The organism is Nostoc sp. (assembly GCF_036918015.1).
In the GTDB taxonomy this organism is placed as follows: domain Bacteria; phylum Cyanobacteriota; class Cyanobacteriia; order Cyanobacteriales; family Nostocaceae; genus Nostoc.
In genome coordinates, this window is the sequence record NZ_JBALEO010000100.1 from 1 (window position 1) to 19,012 (window position 19,012).

A 19,012-nucleotide genomic window follows, 5' to 3' on the forward strand; every position below is an offset into this window, starting at 1 on the left:
ACTGCTTGATTTCTGATTTTTGAATTTTTTGGCTTTGCTTGTTTTCAACTCAGCTTCCCTGAGTCATTTTCTGCTTTTTAGTCTAAAGTCCAGTACTAAGGAACAAATTAATCAAGAACTAGAAAAATTACCTGAACCCTTATTACAGGAAATTTTAGATTTTGTGCAATTTTTGCAAGCCAAACATCAAACACACAGCATATCTTTAGATAGTCAACCTGCTCAAATGCTTACAACAGAGCATACCTTAACAGGTTCTACTGCTGAAGATTTATTAGAATTTGTGGGCAGTTGGGAAGGTTCAGATATTAGAGAATGCCTGCAACTAGTTCATGACAGCCGGATGCCTCTAGAATTTTAATTATGTATCTACTAGATACTAATCACTGTTCTTTCTTGATAGAAGGTGTACCTAGCGTTGTAAATCACTTGCGATCGCTTGATCAGGTACAATTAGCAACCAATGTTATTGTTGCTGGTGAGTTGCACTTTATGGCACAAAACTCACATCAAAAAGCTGCTAATTTAATAAAAATCAATGCATTTATCAAACGAATTAACCTATACGGGATCGACAAAGAAACAACAGAAATCTACGGTGATTTTAAATCAGAAATTATCAAACAATTCGGCCCAAAAGAAAAAATAAACGTAAAACAACCAAACTAAATACCATAGGCATTAGTGAAAATGACCTCTGGATAGCTACCACCAACTTCCCCTATTGCTGTAAAACTGAAACCGTCCAAAGCCAAGAAATTGACCGTGAGATTTTTCACCCACAGGGAATGCTGTAACACCCAATAAGTAAACACCAGAAAAGCTTGGATTACTTACAGGGCGGAGGCCGATGGTAATTGTCTGTCCTGGAGTCACAGGTGGGTCAAAGTTTACGATAACCGTGCGTGTCTTGCGCTCGTTTGTGACTGAGCCTAGTTTCAGTTGCGTTTCTTTGCGATCGCGTGTTCCGACAAATGCACGGGTATCATCAAGACGGTAGCGGATGTTTTCTGATCCCTCTTTTTGTGCGATCGTTACCTTCTGGAGGGATTCTCCAGCATTTTCCGGCACATTGATGGTGAAATAGTAAGTTGCGCTTAAAACATCCACCTCTTTGTAAGTAGTTGTCGCTTCAACAAGTGTTGGCGGTTGGACGAAATAGACTAGGCCATCTCTAAGCTGCACAGCTTGAGCAATCGGAAGCGTAACTTCTCCAATGCCAATTGCTAACGAGAGTGTTATTCCAAACAAAGTTGCAAGGCGCATGATTCAGATATAAAAAAACGCACTTATTCTCATTCTAGTTCCTTGGGAATCAATGACTTAGGAATGATAGAAGCTTGTTTTTCCCCAAACGAAGATTTTGTGTACCACCAAGCCCAAGCAATTAAAACAGCTTGAAAAGGAAGTCTAACTACGTGTACCCAAGGTGAGTTAGGTATGTGTTCTAGCTGAATGTGATTAACCGCCATATTGATATTGGCAGGGAAAACCGCAATAAAAAGAGCAATAAGTCCCCAAGCAGCAGCTTGACTTACAGGCGGAACTAATAACCCAATACCACCCAAAATTTCATAAAAGCCACTGAGATAAACTAATTCTAAAGGGTAAGGAAGTTGTGGTGGCATAATTTTGACATAAGGTTCTGGGATAACAAAGTGTGTCACTCCAACCACAATGATGGATATAGCCAGGATGACGCGTAATATTTCCTTATACTTCTTCATGGTTTTTGCCTCATTATATACTTGCCCTTATTACTTCAGTTTGACTGACGGATGTTAATCTGCTGTCATACAGCTATCCTTAATTACCTGTTGCTAACACTATCTAATTTTTCTCGAACTATTCCCTCATCTCTAAAGCCAACCAGCACAGCTGTTCCATCTTTGACGAAAAGTGGACGTTTGAGCAGCATCGCGTCGTGAGTAAATGCATCAACCCACTGTTCATCAGCCCAAATCTTCTTTTCATCTCCTAAAGCGCGGTAGGATTGACCGGAGGTGTTTCGCATGGGAGCAAAACCCAAAGACTTTACCCAGCTTTGAATCATCTCACGAGTCGGCGGAGTATCTTTGGTGTTGATAAACTCATGGTCAATGTTGTTGTGTTGGAGCCACATCAAAGCTTTTTTGCAAGTGCTGCAATTGGGAATTCCGTAGACTTGAATAGACATAAAATAATTAAGCAACAATCTCCATATATGACATAGAATGCTCTTGTCGTAGAATCTCTACGGCAGAAATTTAAAGGTAGCGATCGCTTTTCGCAATGGGTGATTCCAAGCATGGAACTGGTTGATCCATGATTCTATGGTTCTGAAATACCAAGGAGTAGTTTTACTAACATTTTTATCCATAAAAAATATGAGCGATGCCTTTAGCCGACTTGCACCCTTCATCCAAGAATATATTTATCATCACCAGTGGACTGAATTACGTCCAGTTCAAATTGCCGCTTGTCAAGTTATATTTGACACTGATGCTCACTTGCTAGTTACAGCTGCAACTGCTGCGGGTAAAACAGAAGCAGCTTTTCTACCAGTTTTGACTCTATTACATGAAAACCCCGCTGCCACAATTGGCGCATTATACATTAGTCCAATCAAAGCTTTAATTAACGATCAATTTGAGCGTCTTAACGACTTACTCAAAGAAGCAGATATTCCAGTTTGGCACTGGCACGGCGATGTTTCGCAAACTCGAAAAAATAAGCTTTTAAAGAATCCTCAAGGCATTCTCCAAATTACCCCAGAATCTCTAGAAAGTTTGCTAATTAACAAAAATAACGACATACTTCGCTTATTTGGTGATTTAAGGTTTGTGATAATTGATGAAATTCACGCCTTTATGGGTTCAGAACGCGGTTGCCAAATTATTTGCCAATTACAACGTTTAGCAAAATTGACGCAAAAACAACCGCGTCGTATTGGTTTATCGGCAACTCTTGGGGATTACTCAATAGCGGAAAATTGGCTGAGTTCAGGAACAGATAAGCCAGTAATTACACCAAAAATTGATGGTATAAAACGGCAAATAAAACTAGCTGTAGAACATTTTTATATTGAAGTAGATGAATCAGAAGTGACAGATGATGAACAATATATTTTCAACCTCAGCAAGGGGAGCAAATGTCTAATATTTGCTAATAATCGCACACGAACCGAATCTGTAATTGCATCTTTGCGGCAAATAGCCACAGAACAAGGACTACCAGATATATATCATGTACATCATGGGAGTATATCTGCTAGCTTACGGCAAGCTGCTGAATATGCGATGCGTGAACCTAACAATCCCGCTGTTACTGCCGCTACTTTGACTCTAGAATTAGGCATAGATATCGGTCATTTAGAGCGAGTTATTCAGTTAGAATCACCCTTGTCTGTAGCTAGCTTTTTACAGCGTTTGGGACGCAGTGGTAGAAGAGGTGAAGCTGCTGATATGCGTTTTGTCTGCGCTGAAGATAAGCCCTTATCAGAAGCTTCTCTACCAGAACAAATCCCCTGGCAACTTTTACAGTGTATTGCAATAATTCAACTTTATTTAGAGGAACAATGGATTGAACCAATTAGACCAATAAAATATCCTTTGAGTTTGCTTTATCACCAAACAATGAGTATTTTAACAGCAGCAGGAGAAATTTCAGCTAATGCCCTAGCTAAACAAATTTTTAGCCTGCCACCCTTTGCTGCGATTTCCAAAGAGGATTTACAACTATTACTACGCTATTTAATTGATATTGGTCATATTCAGCATACTGAGCAAGGTAAATTAATCCTGGGGTTGGCAGGAGAAAAGGTAGTCAGAAAATTTCAGTTTTATGCCGTCTTTGCTGAACAGCAAGAATATATTGTTAAGCAAGGTACAACAGAAATTGGCAGTATTGTCACGCCACTTCCTGTTGGTAATCAATTTGCTTTAGCTGGCAGAAGTTGGGAAGTCGTAGAAGTTGACTTTAAAAAGAAGGCTATTTTTGTTAAACAAGCTGAGGGTAAAGCTAGTATTTATTGGCGTGGTGGTGGTGGGACTATTCATACCAAAGTTTTACAACGAATGCAGCAAGTCTTATTTGAAAATATCGAGTATAGTTACTTACAAAAAAATGCTTTGCAACGGTTACGTCAAGTTCGGCAATTGGCGCAGCAAGTTGGATTAGATAAGCAGAATATTTTGCAATTAGAAAAAGGTAAATGCTGTATTTTTCCTTGGATGGGTACGGTTGCTTATCGCACCTTAGAAAGATTACTCAACTCATACTGTCGGGAATCGTTGGAAATTACAAGTATTGGTGGAGTAAATCCCTATTATTTGACAATTAAATTAGACAAGGAAAAATTTAAATATCTTTATCGTGAAATTACTTCATTATGTGAACAAAGAATTATCCCAGAAGATTTAGTCAGTAGCTCAGAAGCACCGGAAATTCAAAAATATGATGGTTTTATTCCTCATTCACTTTTACGTAAAGCTTTTGCTAACGATTATTTGGATGTCACGGAACTGAAACAGAAAGTGGCAATTTGGAGAGAATAAGTTCTCCGTGTCTTTACATCCTCAGTACCCCTTCCCTACGGGATGCTTCGCGCAGCGTTTCCCTAATTTGTTGAGAACCCCAAAACGGAGTTTTTGAGTTTACGTATTTTTACTGATTCCAGCGCTTATTGAAGCTGAATAGGATAGAGCGCATAACAAAGAACTTTATCAATCCAATATATCTAAAATAACTTAGATGGCAATCAATCTACAAAAAGGGCAAAGCATCTCACTTTCTAAAGAAGCTCCTGGGCTAACAAAGCTGATGTGTGGATTGGGCTGGGATGTACCAAAATCCACCGGTGGCGGTTTTTTTGGGGCTTTCAAAAGCACTCAAGACTGCGACTTGGATGCTTCTGTAATCTGTTTAGACCGAAATGGCAAAATGACAGATGCAGGCAACGTTGTTTACTTTGGGAATCTATCCCACAAATCAGGAGCTATTACCCATTTGGGCGATAATCTCACGGGTGTCGGACAGGGTGATGACGAGCAAATAATTATAGATTTAGCTCGACTACCGAAAGAAATTGTCAAATTGGTTTTTACGGTTAATATTTACGATTGTATTGCTCGTAAACAAGAATTTGTACAAGTTAAAAATGCCTTTGTGCGTCTGGTCAATATATCTAACAATCAAGAACTCGCCAAATATCATTTGTCGGGGTCTGAATACAAAGGAATGACCGGGATGATTATGGCTGAAATTTCCAATCACAATAACGAGTGGAAAATGGCAGCGATTGGCAACGGCATTAAAGTTAATGGTTTAGAAGGACTTATAAAAGTCTATGCCTAACTACATATTGAGTTGAGTAACTCAATAGCAACTCAGAATCAAATTCATTTTGAAAAATAGGTAATAATCATGTCAATTAATCTCACTAAAGGCGAAAGGATCAATCTTTCAAAAGAAGCACCAAGCTTGAAAAATGCTGGAATTGGTTTAGGATGGGATATCAATGTTACAGATACAGGTTCAGGTTTTGACCTAGATGCTTCTGTATTTATGTTAAATGCTAACGGGAAACTTGCTAATGAAAAAAACTTTGTTTTTTATAATAATCCACAATCACCAGATGGTTCTGTGAAACATGAGGGAGATAGCAAAACTGGAGAGGGCATAGGAGACGACGAGACAATTAAAATTGATTTAAGCAAGGTAGATTCTTCAGTTCAAGAAATAGTTTTTGTCGTCACTATCCATGAAGCAGAGCAAAGAAAGCAAAACTTTGGGCAAGTCAGAAACTCGTTTATCAGAATTTATGACAACGCCACAGAAAAGCAAATTACTAAGTATGAATTAGATGAAGATGCCTCCACAGAAACCGCAATTGAGTTTGGTAAACTTTATCGAAAAGATGGAGAATGGAGATTCCAAGCTGTTGGGGCTGGTTATAAATCAGGGCTGCAAAGTTTTGTAGACCGATACGCTGCTTAGTAGCTATCTCACAAGGTAATAAAAAGGGGGTATTCATTAGTATTACCCCCTTTTTTTCATAAATTATTTAACAAACATTTAATTTATTAGGATGTATCTGAAATGGAAATTGAATTAAGCAAAGGTGGCAGGTTTAATCTTTCTAAAGAAGCTCCCAATTTAAAGAAAGTAGCTATTGGCTTAGGTTGGCAAATAAATAAAGCTGGTCAAACCTGTGATATTGATGCTTCTGTATTTATGTTAGGTGCAAATGGTAAAATCCCCGATGAAAAATACTTTATTTTCTACAATAACTTGGAATCACTCGATGGTTCTTTAAGACACTCAGGAGATAATAGAACTGGGGAAGGTAACGGAGATGATGAGACGATTTATGTTGATTTAGCAAAAGTCAATCCAGCTATTCAGGAGATAGTTTTTGTTGTCACTATTCATGAAGGGCAAGAAAAAAATCAAAACTTTAGCCAAATCAAAAATGCTTTTATCAAGATTTACAATCACGAAAATAGAAATTCTCTGGCTCGGTACAACTTAAGAGAGGCTTTTTCTCAAGAGACAGCTTTGGAATTTGGACGCTTATATAAAAAGGAGAATGAATGGAGATTTCAAGCGGTAGGAGAAGGCTATAGTTCTGGACTACAAAGTTTTGTAGATAAATATATTGTCGAAACTAAACAGGAAGAAAAGAAAGTAGAGCCTAAAGTCGAGATTCCTGTAGTAACTTCTTATATTGACATCACAAAAAAAGCTGAGATCAATCTGTTAAAAGCCAAGGTTGATATTGTTCTAGAAAAGAAAGGAATTAGTAAAAATGTAGCAAGAGTTGCTTTAGTTTTAGATATTTCTGGCTCTATGAACAATCAATATAATTCTGGTGCAGTACAAGCATTTCTTGAAAGAATAGTTCCTGTAGCTAGTAGGCTAGATGATAATAAAAGATTAGATGTTTGGTTTTTTGGATCAAAATCCAAAAGGACAAAATCAGTAACAGAGATTAATGTTGATGGTTACATTAATAAAGAATGCGGTGAACTTAAGAGGACTTTATTTGTTTTTAAAATGTCCTCTCTTATGATCGAATTAGGTGTCGGAAACAATGAAAGTTCAGTAATAAAAGATGTAATCAAGAAGTATACTCAAGAAGAACCTAGTAAACTGCCTACATTGATTGTATTTCTCAGTGATGGAGGTGTGACTGATGAACAAGGGATTAAAAAAAGTGTTATTGATGCAGCAAAATATCCCATATTTTGGCAATTTGTTGGCTTGGCTGGTTCTAACTATGGAATTTTGGAAAGATTAGACACAATGGGCGATCGCATCGTTGATAATGCTGATTTTTTTCATGTAGATGATTTAGGAAAAATAACTGATGAGCAGTTGTATGAAAGACTGCTGAATGAATTTCCTAGTTGGATGAAACAGGCAACAGCAAGAGGTATTTTAAGTTAAGGTTATGAAGCAAATATTGTATCAATAGATTGAGGATTTTATGCTCTATATTATCCTCAGTTAATAAAATAGACATCTCCATAAAGTAGGTATCACCCCAAGCTGCATAAGGATTGTAGATTCATTTTCGGAGATGTCTAATGCCTCAATCGTTTCATGCATCGCAAATAAACTCGATGAATCATGCCATTCGCAGAGAAGTGGAATAGTTATTTTTTAATTAATTCCTGGAGCGATCGCAAATCATAATTTAAGATTTTTCCAGTATTCAAAAGTTGATATCCTGCCAAAAATAACACAGATGATGCCACAACAACTAAAAGATTAACTGACGCAAATACATTACCAGTAAAAGCTATGACTACAATTCCTAGCGCTATCAAAATCCATCCTAAGTTAGGGTTTATTCGCTGCTGACAAAGGATGAAAATACCGGAAATACATAGTAATAAACCAGGAATACCAAAAAATATACCAACACGAATATTTGCAGTTAAAATGATAATCCCTGAAATCATCAAAGCCAAGCCTATATACTTGCTTGTCTTCTTCACTGGAGGTTGTCTATTGTTAACAGCAATTTGAGCCTGCATTTTTGTAGAACTTGCAAGAGGAAGAAGATTTTGTTTATGTTGTATCTGATCTTGAAATATAAACGTGACTTTTTCTCCTTGACCAAGGTCTATTTTATCTCCTAAATTGATTTGGCAGGGTGTTCTAGGTTCTAATTTAATGTTGTTGACAAATATCCCATTAGAACTTCCTAAATCTTCAATAAAGTAATTATTTTTGTAGATTTTAATCTGTGCATGGATACGAGACACTACATCTGCATCTGGTAAGTTGGAAACATCAATATCTGGCGGAATTTGGTCATTGGGTTTACCGATATGAAACACCGTAGTATTTGGTGGTAACTCAAAAGCAGTGTTGGTTTGGACATGAAAAAGTTCTAAACTCATTTTAAACGTAGAGTATTTTTAAATTGGAATTTGAATCCAGAATTCTGTGCCTTTTCCTGGTTCTGATAGACAATTCAAAATTCCACCATGTTTTTCTACTATAATTTGGTAGCTAATTGACAGTCCTAGACCTGTTCCTTTACCTACCTGTTTTGTGGTGAAAAATGGATCGAATAACCGCTTTTTAATCTCTTCTACCATTCCTAATCCATTGTCAGCAATTCGGATAACAACAAATTTACTCTCTAAAATTTCAGTACGAATTACAATTTGCGGTTTATGATTTGTTTTTATCTTGACCATTGACTCTTCTAAGGCATCAATCGCATTAGTTAAAATATTCATAAATACTTGATTCAACTGCCCAGCATAACAATCAACTAGAGGCAAATCACCATATTCTTTAACTATAGATATATCTAAGCCAATTCCATTATTTTTCCAGCGATGATGTAAAATTAATAACGTATTTTCAATTCCTTCATGAATGTCAACTAATTTTTTATCCGCTTCATCATGGCGAGAAAAATTTCGCAATCCCAAAACAATTTCCCGGATACGATTAGTACCCATATTCATCGAGGATAGGAGTTGAGAAAGGTCACTAGTAAGGAATTCTAAATCAATTTTTTTAGTGAAATCTTCAATTTCTACTTCTGGTTGGGGATAATGTTGTTGATAAAGGTGCAAGAGAGTTAACATCTCTTGAAAGTATTCGTTAGCATAGGTTAAGTTACCATGAATAAAATTGACTGGATTGTTGATTTCATGAGCAACTCCAGCGACTAATTGTCCTAAGCTAGACATTTTTTCATTTTGGATCAGTTGAGATTGAGTTTGTTGCAATTTATTCAAGGTTTCAGTGAGTTTTTCAGCTTGATTTTGAGCTTCTAAAGTAGCAGCCCGACTTTGGGTATAAAGTTGTGCATGATCGATAGCGATCGCTAGTTGATCGCAAACAGCTTGTAACAGGTTAATTTCACTGTTATTCCAAATGCGATCGCCACTACAATGACTGCACACAATTGCTCCAATTTCCCCAGAATTGCTTTTAACTGGTAGCATTAATTGAGATATGATCCCAAACTCAGTTAAAAGTTCTTGCATATCATAATCAAGTTGTGGCTTCTTATTAATATTTTCTATACAAATTAGCTCTTGAGAGAGAAGGGTTTGAGTCAAAAAAGTGCTTTTTTGCAGTGGAATACTGCCTAACATACTTGCCAAGTTAGGGTTTCGTGCTTCATAGGTAATAGTTAGGCTTGCTTGGGATGGGTGCGGTAAATAAGAAAGAAAGTAGCAACGGTCAATTTGTAATAAGCTGCGAATTTCGTTCACAGCAGTTTCTAGGATCATATCTAGGTCAAGAGAACTGCGGATTTGACTAGCTAGACGCAGTAACAAGGCTTCCCGACGACTGAGGAGTTCTTCTCGTGCCCAGATTCGGTCAATAGCTACAGCAATATTATTAGCAATCCAATTTAATAGGTTATGAGTTGGTTCGGTAAATAATTGCTTGCTAAATAAAGCCATTATACCGATTATTTGCTGCTCTACTATTAGGGGATAAGCAGAAAATCGAGAAATTGAAAATGTAGAATTTACAAGTTTTTCTGAATGATTAATAGATAGTTCTTGATTAAAAATCGCTTGATGGTTTTGAATCATTAAGCCAATAATATTATTGACTAAAGCGATATGTTCTGGGAAATCTTGAGTATCACTCAAAGCACTACAAGTAATATCTGTGCAATGAACACCAGCTTGCAATTGTAGTTGGTTTGTCTGTCGTTCAAATGTCCAGATACAAACAAAGCCGATATCAAGGTATTGGGAAATAGTATTTGTACAATTTTGCAAAATTTCTGGAAGTGTGCCACTTTGAGATAAGGCTAAACTGACTTCTGCACTCAAAACTGACAAGCGCGATCGCTCCAATAAAGCTAACTCTGAAAGCTTACGCTGTGTAATATCTGTACGAATCGATACATATTGATAAGGCTTTCCATCTTGTCCCAACATTGGGGCGATCAAAGTATCCACCCAATAAAAAGTGCCATCCTTAGCTTTATTTTGAATTTCTCCTTTCCAGATTTTCCCTTGGGCAAGAGTTTTCCATAAGTTTGCAAAAAATTCTTTTGTATGGTGTCCAGAATTGATAATCCGATGATCTTGCCCTAAAAGTTCTTCTGAAGAATATTTAGAAACTTCACAAAATAGGTCATTGACATAGGTGATTCTTCCAGCTCTATCAGTAATAGCTACCAGTGAATGGGCATTTAAAGCAAATCTAAAAGCTTCTAATTCTTGGATAGAATTTTTTAGTGCTATCTCATTTTGTTTATTAGCAGTGATGTCACGAGCTACTGCATAAATTAATTTTTCTTCACTGAAACTAGTAGCATTCCATGACAGCCATTTATAAGAGCCATCCCGACAAAGATAGCGGTTTTCAAAGCTGACTGAATCTACAGATTGTGTAATTTTTTGGGCTACTGCAATAGTTAATTCACGATCTTCAGGGTGAATAAATTCGATGAAAGGTTTAGCAACAAGTTCACGAATTGACCAACCTAGTGTTTTCGTCCATACTGGATTTAAATACTTAAAATAACCATCAAAGTTAGCAATACACAATAAATCTATAGAAAGTGAGAAAAATCGAGAGTATTTTTCTTCGTATTTTTTGTACTCAGATTTAACTAGTTTCATCAGCTTTTTTTAGGTATAAATATTTTTCGAGAAAAGTTAATACGTTTATTGTTAAAATTTAATAACCATTGCAATAGGATGTTTCAATCTAGAGACTCGCCTAATATCAGTTATGACGAAGACTGGTTACTTACGAATAAAAACGTAATGAGCTTGATAGTAAAGCCAATAAGTATCTACTAGTTTTTACTGAGTAAGCTAGCTAGCTGTTGACTGAGTTCTCTACTAAGTAAAGGTTTCCCTAAAAAGCTGTAAAGTAAACATTTATATTTTAAATTTAAGATAAGAAGTGTTACGTAAACTGAATTAATCAGAATTTTTATCTGTAATTGTCCTTAAGTAGCTAAGAATTCAATTACGAATTACGAATTACGTTAGGGTAGCGGTAGCGAGTCCGCGTACTCTGTAAGAGTTGCAAGCTACGCTTTTAGCGTCTGTCTGCGACACGCTGCGCGAACGTAGAGAGCGTCATTACTACGAATTACGAATTATTTTAAGCAATACTCCCGCGCTTTCTGGCTTCTTTGTAGGAAGTTCCCACATTTTTCAGACCAGCTTTAATCATTTGTTGTTCTAGAAGGGCAAAAAAACGCGCCCGATCGCCACCTTTTACTACTGCTTGGTTATGGGCTTCAGCGATCGCTACAGGATAACCATACCCTTTTTGCACTTGTGCTAACATCAGTCCCAATGCTTGGTCTAACATGGTTGCATTCTCCGCTACCCATGCCGGAACTTCGATCCGGGCGATTTCAGTGCCAACGTGGACGTAGCAAAAGTAAATTGTTTGATCGCCATAAAGTTCGAGAATAGGAGAATTGCTGCGCCATAAGGTACTCCGTTGTCCTGGTTTGAGTCTGGTTGCCCAAACAGAAGTATCTCGCAACTGTTCAAAAATTTTACAAGGTACTTTTTCTAGCTGATTTGGGCAATGACTTTTACAGTCTGGCGCTGGATGGGGACAAGCTAATAACCGTAAAAAGTTCATTGTTTCGATGCTGCGAGAGGCGCTAAGATAGCCCATCAAAGGAATTCGAGCATCACGCATTTGCTGCCAAGCTTCTAGGATCGGGGGTAAAATGCGATCGCGTGCATCCATCGGCAATTGTTCTAAAAACCAGTAAATTAGCGAACCATCTACCATTGCTAGTGCTGGCATTTCCGCTTGTGCTGCATCACACGCCAGTTCTGCTAACACCGTTGCTTCTGAAGCAGTGCGGCGAAAACTCATCCATTCCTCAGTTCTAATTCCCCACTGCCGAGACATATATAAATCTTCTGGGCGGTAAAATACCTCCGGTAAACTATCGAGTAGCGGATGGCGATTTTGTCCGTAGTGTAAGACGACTCTGCCAATATTTAGCAGATAACAGTAAGCAATTTCATGATGGTTGGGGGCAATTTGGGAACCATCAGTAGCGATGACAGTATGAATTTTTGGGGGAACTGGGATATCGATGCAGGTTTCTAGCGGTTCAATTGGGGTAGCATTAGCAAAGAGAATGCGATCGCGCCATTTTTCCTGGCGATCGATTAAATCTTGTTGAGACTCGTAAGCATTTTTTAAATGTTGTTGTGCCAATTCTAAACGCTGACGACTGGCAGCAGCTTCTAAGGTAAGATGCTGGCTTAAACCCTGCATTTGTCGCGCCAGTTTTGTTAGGTCAAGCATAAAAGTAATTGCGAAGTGAGGAGTGAATACTTATGAGTTATTATTTCACCTAAATTTATCAAACACATAGTTTGATTGTCAGAATTCAGCACCCAGAAGTCAGAAGTCAGAATTTAAAAGGAATACAGCATGATTAGTACATTTATGTATCAAATTTTCTCCTAATTCTTTAACTATTCTGAATTCTGTTAGTGTAGCGGGGCGTTCGCTTTTAGCGTCTCCAAGAGTTGCCCATTTTGACTCCTGAATTCTTACGTTTGATTTATATAAATACGTCCAGAAATTAAATATGTATTACTCAGAATCTTTGTAGAGACGTAGCAGTGCTACATCTCTTTCTCGCTAGATACTTAATATATTAAAGCCAAGCTGAGAAATCTTTGGCAAACTGAGAAAGTGATAACAACTGAATTCGCGGATCGTTTTGAGCAGATTCCCTTTCTGCTTGGGTATTATAGCCCCAGTCCGCCAGGAAAAGTTTTACATCCTCAAGGTCTGCTTGCTGTTGGACTAACTGTAATGTCTTGAGTCTATCTTCTACAAACCAGAGACTAACTGGCTTGTCACCTGCTGACTGAATTAAGTCTCGCAAAATTTCATATTTAGGACGCTTGACTTCTTTCCCAAAGATTGCTTCTGGTGGTAAATTCACCCCTTCTTGTTGCAACAACTGCTCTACAAAACGCCCTTCTTTAGTTGTTACAATGTATAGCTTAACTCCACTGTCAATAGTTAATTTGATTTTTTCTACTACAGCCGGATAAAATCTATGCAGACTCAGCCAACCACTTAAATCTGTGGTAATCCATTCATCTCGCTGGTTATCTAGTTTCGCACCAATTTCTCTTGCTTGTAGCTTGTCATTTAACAAAATTTGTGGAGCAATACTTACCCATTCATGCAGAATCTTGTCGTCAGAAATTCCATCTATCAAGGCTTTAATTAAAATGGGCATTTCCCAACCTGTTTCAATAACAGGTCTTAGTCGATAGAATCTCAAAGCTAAATCATCTGGCGGTGTGTCGTTAGCAGAAGACCAAATTTCACAGTAGGTACGCCATGCTACCTCAAAGTATTCAATTAATCCGTCGCAAATCACTCCATCAAAGTCCAGAGCTAAAATTTTGGGACTACTTGTGGTCATTGGTTTGAGAATGAAACTGCTGTTGTCAGCTTACCTGACAAATTTAAATCATGCAGTAATTTTTGTTAGTCTTTTATAATTCATAAATTTGCTGAAAAAGTATGGTGGCATTGTTAAATTTGATTTGTTAATGGTAGGTTAACGAGGATCTACAGCAGGTTTGCGATCGACTAAACGAATTTGGTTTTGCTTGACTACTACGGTGATTAGTGGTAATGAACGTTTAGCTGGGCCACGAACAACTCGACCCTGAGAATCGTATTGAGATCCATGACAAGGACAAATAAAGTGATTTTTCTCAAGATCCCACTTGACTGTACATCCTAAATGGGTGCAGATTGGATTGATAGCATACTCAGCAATCTGTGGCCCGTCTTGAATAATCAGATAATCAACGCTACGATCTGGCAAGCCTTTTACGAGAATCGGAATTCCTGGCTTTGCGGTTGCTAATAGTGTATTAGCTTCAATTTGTTTGCCGTCTTCAGCCAGTGCCACCGATCCTGGAAGATAATTTTGACAGCGTGAATTCTTTGGATAAAGCGAGCAAAGGGTTTCTAGGTCTATTTCACGACTTTGGCTGACTTTGGGAAATAGATATCCGATAGCTACTGATGCAACTGTAGTACCTAGCATATAGGTTAAAAAATCCCGGCGCGTTTTTATCCTCGCTGGAATTTTGCCATTAGTAGAAGAATCTTCCATGATGATTCGATTTCCCAAGAAAGGTCTACTAATATACTACGGTGCGATCGCATTAGGATTAATGTACATTTGTATTTACTGTGGGTTGATTTTCATAAAATTGGTTTTTTAAGAGTTGCGCCTAAACTGTAATTTTTAATTATTATTTATTTCTGGAGTATGAGGTTATTTATAACCCCCAGAGCTAGGCTATAACCTAAGATATGTTTCTGACAGAATATCTTCAAAATATATTCTCAAACTCTCTCCAGAGAAAGAACTCTTTATGCCTTGGATTTTTTAAGCTGTTGTTAGTCAAGCAACATATTTTAATAACTGAAAGTGCCATGAGTGATAAAAATCAAGAAAATCAAATTAATCAACCAGTAAGCGAAGATCGGGATTCTCGTGAAAAGCCAGATGTGAACGAAAGAAACCTAACCGCAAATCCAGGAGATAGAATTTCCGATCAGCCTCAATCAATTGAAGAGAAGGCTAAACAGGCAGCGGTTGATGATGTACCAGACATTACAGGCGAGAGAATCACAGTCCCGACTTACTTTGTTGTGGATGAACCCAACGGCGAAAAGAAGGCACTCCATCACGTTAAAGATGCTGAAGAAATCTCTGACGTAATTCGGCAGGCACGACTTGATGAAAATGGAAATCGAATTTGGTAGTAGTTGTTTATGGAAGACGCAGAGACGCGGAGAAGTTATTAAATACTCTCTCCATTTCTTTGTGTCTCCATCTGAACACGTTTTCTTTAGTCAAGTTAGTCTTGCTAGATTTGGTTTTGCTCATCTACTGTTTCTCCAAGTGGATGAATTATTTTCCCCTCAAATTTTGCACCTAAACCGAGTCCTAACTCAATTTTAGTAATCGTTTCCAATTCAGCTTCTAACTGTTCGATTGTTGGCAAATTACCTTGCAAAGCTTCCGGCAAAATATCTTTTAGCTGATACACAGAGACACCAATTGGCTTATGCATATCTCGCAGAGAATATTCGGCAATTACCTTATTTTTACTCTTGCATAGAATCATTCCAATAGTAGGCTGATCATCTGGGTGTCTCAACAAATCATCCACCGCACTAACATAGAAATTCATCTTGCCGGAATACTCTGGCTTAAACTCTTCAATTTTCAGGTCAATCACTACATAGCAGCGTAAACGCAAGTGGTAAAACAATAAATCGATATAAAAATCTTCACCCCCAACTTCAAGATGGTATTGACTACCTACAAAAGCAAAACCAACCCCTAACTCTAGTAAAAAATCGCGGATGTGGTTGATTAAAGCACGCTCCAAATCACGTTCCAGAAAATCTTTCCCTAAATTGAGAAAATCAAAAGTGTAGGGGTCTTTCAATAATTGCTGTGCTAATTGTGATTGTGGTTGAGGCAGAGTTCGGTTAAAGTTAGTGGTTGCTTTACCCTGACGGTGATACAACTTGCTTTCTATCTGGTGAACTAAAATATTCCGACTCCATCCATGCTGAATAGTTTGCTGTATGTACCATTCTCGTTCACTACTATCCTTGACTTTATCCAAAAGGACGCAGTTATGAAACCAAGGAATTAGTGCAGCAGCTTGCTGCACTAATTGCTCATCTGGATAAGCTTCGGCAAATGCCCGCATATACTTGAGGTTGCGAAGCGAAAAGCCTTTCATTTCTGGAAAAGCTTTCTGCAAGTCAGCCGCCAGACGATTGATAACTTTTGCGCCCCAACCCTGCTGCTGTTGGCGATTCAGAATATCTCGCCCAATTTGCCAGTAGAGTAATACTAATTCTTTATTGACTGCTATTGCGGCACGCACCTGAGCGCTAGAAATTCGTGTTTTTAGCTCAGTTAAAAAATTTTCATAACCGATAATATCAGATGTAGCCCTTTGTAAAGCTTTGGATTTATCGTCTCTAGGCATAAGAAAATATTAACGCTACTTCTATACTGCCAGCATTACGCAAAATTTTGCTAACCAAATCCTTATATCAGTATTTTTGCTGCATCGGCAAAAGAATGCTGTGAGTGAAATTTGTCAGTATTTACACAAAAGCGAGTGCCAAAACTTCAAGATATTTTCATGTAAAACATTTTTCTGCGCCCAAAGATTAAAAGTTATAAGAAGTCATTACTTGTACCTTTGACATCAGAGTGTATAGCCTGAATAATGTTCTTACGTAAAAATCCATACTTATATAAGACTCATATTTGATTTTTGCTAAATAGACTAAGAGCAAAACCCGATCGGGCTTGCTCTTAGTTAGTTTGGCTTTTAAAAATCAAATTTGATTGTTATATAAACTGGTATTAATAGGGTTGCATTATGCATTTCTCGAATTCAAGAACCAGCTTAAAAACTCGTCAAAAAAATAAGAAAATAGGTACATTTGTTTTGACTCATAGCAACATTCTACTGCTCACTGGATATTTAATCACTCTACCGATTTGTACATTAATAATTTTATCCTTATTATTACCCTTATTCAGTGCTAGCTTATTTGCTGCCATTGGAAACTCGTACCACTCTACATCGATTCCTTGGATAGATAATGCATCTGAATGCGAACATACTGGCAGAAATTGGAGCGATCGCAAGTGTTGGGATAATGAACACAATCCCATGTTTTGAATGAAGATTGCAAAATAATCATCATTAATATGCGTTTATCGCATTAATACGGATTTACTATAGCTTCACAGATGCCATTCTAAATGAGGGAATAAAGATGGATAACCCCTGGCGTTGACCAGGGGCTTTTTATTTGGCAGCTACGCCTTAAACGTCAACACCGGACTCAATCGCGCTACAACGTCTACCATTTCTGCCTTAACCTGCACATCAATATAACCTGTGGATACCCCTTTTTTATGGCACAAAAATACTATAAAATAGCGATCGCACCCTTGGAGCTTTTGTAAAAAGCTAGGTATTGTCTTTATTTCCAGCTTAGTTGGGGAATACTAAACTAAGCACTGAATCTATATATGACCTTTTTACACAAAATTACTAAAAAATTTTCCCGTAATAACTCTCAAAATGTTTCTGGGATAAATCCATCTGTAATCAGCCAACAACCTACAGGGCTGAAGCAACCAGCAAAACCATCACAACCAAAAACTATAGCTGAATTAGAACAGGAAATAGCTGCACAGGGGCAGGTTAGCAGTATATCCCATCAAAAAAGACCTAGCAAAGCCAACCGAGGTATAGGTACTAAGTTGATATGGATAGCAATACTTATCGGTATTCCCGCAGGTGTGGTTTGGCTGGCGAATCTGCCTTACCCAATAATTCGCCGGACTGTGGTGCAAAATGCGCCTTTTTTATTGCTACCCAGTTACATAAGCATGGAACAGCATTATGGGAAGGCGTTGGCATCAATTGAGCAAGCTGAATACTTAATTGAAAAACCCACTAGTGCAGCAGATTTAGCGTTGGGTGAACAGCAACTGCAACAGACAAAAACACATCTAAATAACTTGCCAGTTGGGTTGGTTAACGATTGGCCGGAATACAAATATTGGTGGTACGACTGGCGGTTCAGCGTTTACGGTCTGAATGCAGCGCGTCGTCAAGTAGGGCAACTAGAAGCCAAGGTTTTTCAGGAAAAAAACGCTCAAACGTTGCTCACTGATAATAGTCAAGTATTATTGAACGCAAAACAGCAGTATCAAATTGCTACAACAGTAACCGATAAAAAGTCGGCGATCGCAGCTTGGCGTTCAGCACTGGATAAGTTAGAAGAGATTCCCGGACAAACCTTAGCCGGAAAAACTGCTCAAAATCAACTAGATGCCTACAAGCGTGATTTTAAAGAAGTTGTGGGATTAGCAGCGGGAAATGAACGCGTCAGTGCTTTAATTACAGCAGCACAGCAATTTTCTTGGCAAGCTGCTAAAGCTGGTCAAAATCCACCACATACAGTTACCGAATGGGAACAAATAGAAAATTTATGGTCAGAAGCCATTAATCGGTTAAAACAGATTTCTTCTGAAGATTTGGTAGGTTATGCAGAAGCACAAAAGTTATTAGCAACTTATGAGACTAATTTGGGTCAAGTCAAAGTAAGACGACAAGCTGAGGCAGATTCTGTACAGGCTTTCTTCATGGCACAACGAGAAATAGAAAGCTTAATGGCTTCAATTCCCACTGACCCCAAAAATTTGGATCGCAATCGTATAATTAGTCAGTTACACGGGATTATTAACCAATTGGAAAAGGTAGAAAAAGGTACAACTGTTTATTTAAAAGCTCAAGAGTTATTGCTATCGGCAAATAATCAATTCAAGCAACTCCAGTGAGATTTCTGGCGTTGCATAATAGAGGGATGAATTGAGGTCTTCTACTGTGCATTGTCCATACTGCAAGTCTACTAGGATTAGAAAAAATGGTAAACGCCGAGG

General features: G+C 37.9%; 18 protein-coding genes. 8 read left to right on the plus strand and 10 right to left on the minus strand.

Annotation, left to right across the window (positions count from 1 at the left end; all coding sequences use genetic code 11):
• Positions 1-34 precede the first annotated feature (34 nt).
• A complete protein-coding gene (locus V7K61_RS32935; protein ID WP_335060259.1) occupies positions 35-361 on the plus strand; it encodes a DUF2281 domain-containing protein in 327 nt (108 codons plus the stop codon).
• A 2-nt stretch (positions 362-363) separates the two neighbouring features.
• Positions 364-669, plus strand: a complete 306-nt coding sequence (locus tag V7K61_RS32940; protein ID WP_335060261.1) for a type II toxin-antitoxin system VapC family toxin — start codon at positions 364-366, stop codon at positions 667-669.
• A 36-nt stretch (positions 670-705) separates the two neighbouring features.
• Here the strand turns inward: V7K61_RS32940 and V7K61_RS32945 are convergent, their stop codons facing one another.
• The 4 genes from V7K61_RS32945 to V7K61_RS32960 all read right to left on the minus strand — a co-directional run bounded on the left by V7K61_RS32945 (position 706) and on the right by V7K61_RS32960 (position 2,359).
• Positions 706-1,266 carry a DUF2808 domain-containing protein gene (locus V7K61_RS32945; RefSeq protein WP_335060263.1) on the minus strand — a complete coding sequence of 187 codons (561 nt, stop codon included), beginning with the start codon at positions 1,264-1,266 and terminating at the stop codon, positions 706-708.
• Positions 1,267-1,295: 29 nt separating this feature from the next.
• Complete coding sequence (locus V7K61_RS32950) at positions 1,296-1,727, minus strand: DoxX family protein (protein ID WP_335060265.1); 432 nt, start codon at positions 1,725-1,727, stop codon at positions 1,296-1,298.
• A gap of 83 nt (positions 1,728-1,810) precedes the next feature.
• Positions 1,811-2,176, minus strand: coding sequence for a Spx/MgsR family RNA polymerase-binding regulatory protein (locus V7K61_RS32955; RefSeq protein ID WP_335060267.1), 366 nt, complete (start codon positions 2,174-2,176; stop codon positions 1,811-1,813).
• 57 nt (positions 2,177-2,233) lie between these two features.
• The gene (locus V7K61_RS32960) at positions 2,234-2,359 is read right to left on the minus strand and encodes a hypothetical protein (protein ID WP_335060269.1); all 126 of its coding nucleotides are present in this window, start codon (positions 2,357-2,359) and stop codon (positions 2,234-2,236) included.
• 7 nt (positions 2,360-2,366) lie between these two features.
• Between V7K61_RS32960 and V7K61_RS32965 the strand changes: the two genes are divergently transcribed.
• The 4 genes from V7K61_RS32965 (at position 2,367) to V7K61_RS32980 (ending at position 7,428) form a co-directional block, all read left to right on the plus strand.
• Positions 2,367-4,535 (plus strand): DEAD/DEAH box helicase, encoded by a 2,169-nt coding sequence (locus tag V7K61_RS32965; protein WP_335060271.1) that lies wholly within the window; start codon positions 2,367-2,369, stop codon positions 4,533-4,535.
• Positions 4,536-4,731: 196 nt separating this feature from the next.
• A complete protein-coding gene (locus V7K61_RS32970) occupies positions 4,732-5,334 on the plus strand; it encodes a TerD family protein (RefSeq protein ID WP_335060273.1) in 603 nt (200 codons plus the stop codon).
• Positions 5,335-5,403: 69 nt separating this feature from the next.
• Positions 5,404-5,976: a TerD family protein gene (locus V7K61_RS32975; protein ID WP_335060275.1), complete on the plus strand. Its 573-nt coding sequence runs from the start codon at positions 5,404-5,406 to the stop codon at positions 5,974-5,976.
• 102 nt (positions 5,977-6,078) lie between these two features.
• Positions 6,079-7,428, plus strand: coding sequence for a TerD family protein (locus V7K61_RS32980; protein WP_335060277.1), 1,350 nt, complete (start codon positions 6,079-6,081; stop codon positions 7,426-7,428).
• A 209-nt stretch (positions 7,429-7,637) separates the two neighbouring features.
• Here V7K61_RS32980 and V7K61_RS32985 read toward each other — a convergent pair whose 3' ends face one another.
• The 5 genes from V7K61_RS32985 to V7K61_RS33005 form a co-directional block, all read right to left on the minus strand.
• Positions 7,638-8,390 carry an FHA domain-containing protein gene (locus tag V7K61_RS32985; protein WP_335060280.1) on the minus strand — a complete coding sequence of 251 codons (753 nt, stop codon included), beginning with the start codon at positions 8,388-8,390 and terminating at the stop codon, positions 7,638-7,640.
• Positions 8,391-8,408: 18 nt separating this feature from the next.
• Positions 8,409-11,102: a PAS domain S-box protein gene (locus V7K61_RS32990; RefSeq protein WP_335060282.1), complete on the minus strand. Its 2,694-nt coding sequence runs from the start codon at positions 11,100-11,102 to the stop codon at positions 8,409-8,411.
• Between the two features lie 493 nt (positions 11,103-11,595).
• Positions 11,596-12,774, minus strand: a complete 1,179-nt coding sequence (locus V7K61_RS32995; protein ID WP_335060284.1) for a DNA double-strand break repair nuclease NurA — start codon at positions 12,772-12,774, stop codon at positions 11,596-11,598.
• 358 nt (positions 12,775-13,132) lie between these two features.
• Positions 13,133-13,918, minus strand: coding sequence for an HAD family hydrolase (locus V7K61_RS33000; RefSeq protein ID WP_335060286.1), 786 nt, complete (start codon positions 13,916-13,918; stop codon positions 13,133-13,135).
• A 138-nt stretch (positions 13,919-14,056) separates the two neighbouring features.
• On the minus strand, positions 14,057-14,623 hold the full coding sequence (locus V7K61_RS33005) for a Rieske 2Fe-2S domain-containing protein (RefSeq protein WP_335060288.1): 567 nt from the start codon (positions 14,621-14,623) through the stop codon (positions 14,057-14,059).
• Positions 14,624-14,949: 326 nt separating this feature from the next.
• Between V7K61_RS33005 and V7K61_RS33010 the strand changes: the two genes are divergently transcribed.
• Entirely contained in the window at positions 14,950-15,282 is a 333-nt protein-coding gene (locus tag V7K61_RS33010; protein ID WP_335060290.1) for a hypothetical protein, read from the plus strand.
• A 104-nt stretch (positions 15,283-15,386) separates the two neighbouring features.
• Here V7K61_RS33010 and V7K61_RS33015 read toward each other — a convergent pair whose 3' ends face one another.
• Positions 15,387-16,529 carry a PDDEXK nuclease domain-containing protein gene (locus V7K61_RS33015; protein ID WP_335060292.1) on the minus strand — a complete coding sequence of 381 codons (1,143 nt, stop codon included), beginning with the start codon at positions 16,527-16,529 and terminating at the stop codon, positions 15,387-15,389.
• Positions 16,530-17,593: 1,064 nt separating this feature from the next.
• On the opposite strand from V7K61_RS33015, the gene V7K61_RS33020 reads away from it, so the two are divergent.
• Positions 17,594-18,910, plus strand: coding sequence for a hypothetical protein (locus V7K61_RS33020; protein WP_335060294.1), 1,317 nt, complete (start codon positions 17,594-17,596; stop codon positions 18,908-18,910).
• Positions 18,911-19,012: the final 102 nt, after the last annotated feature.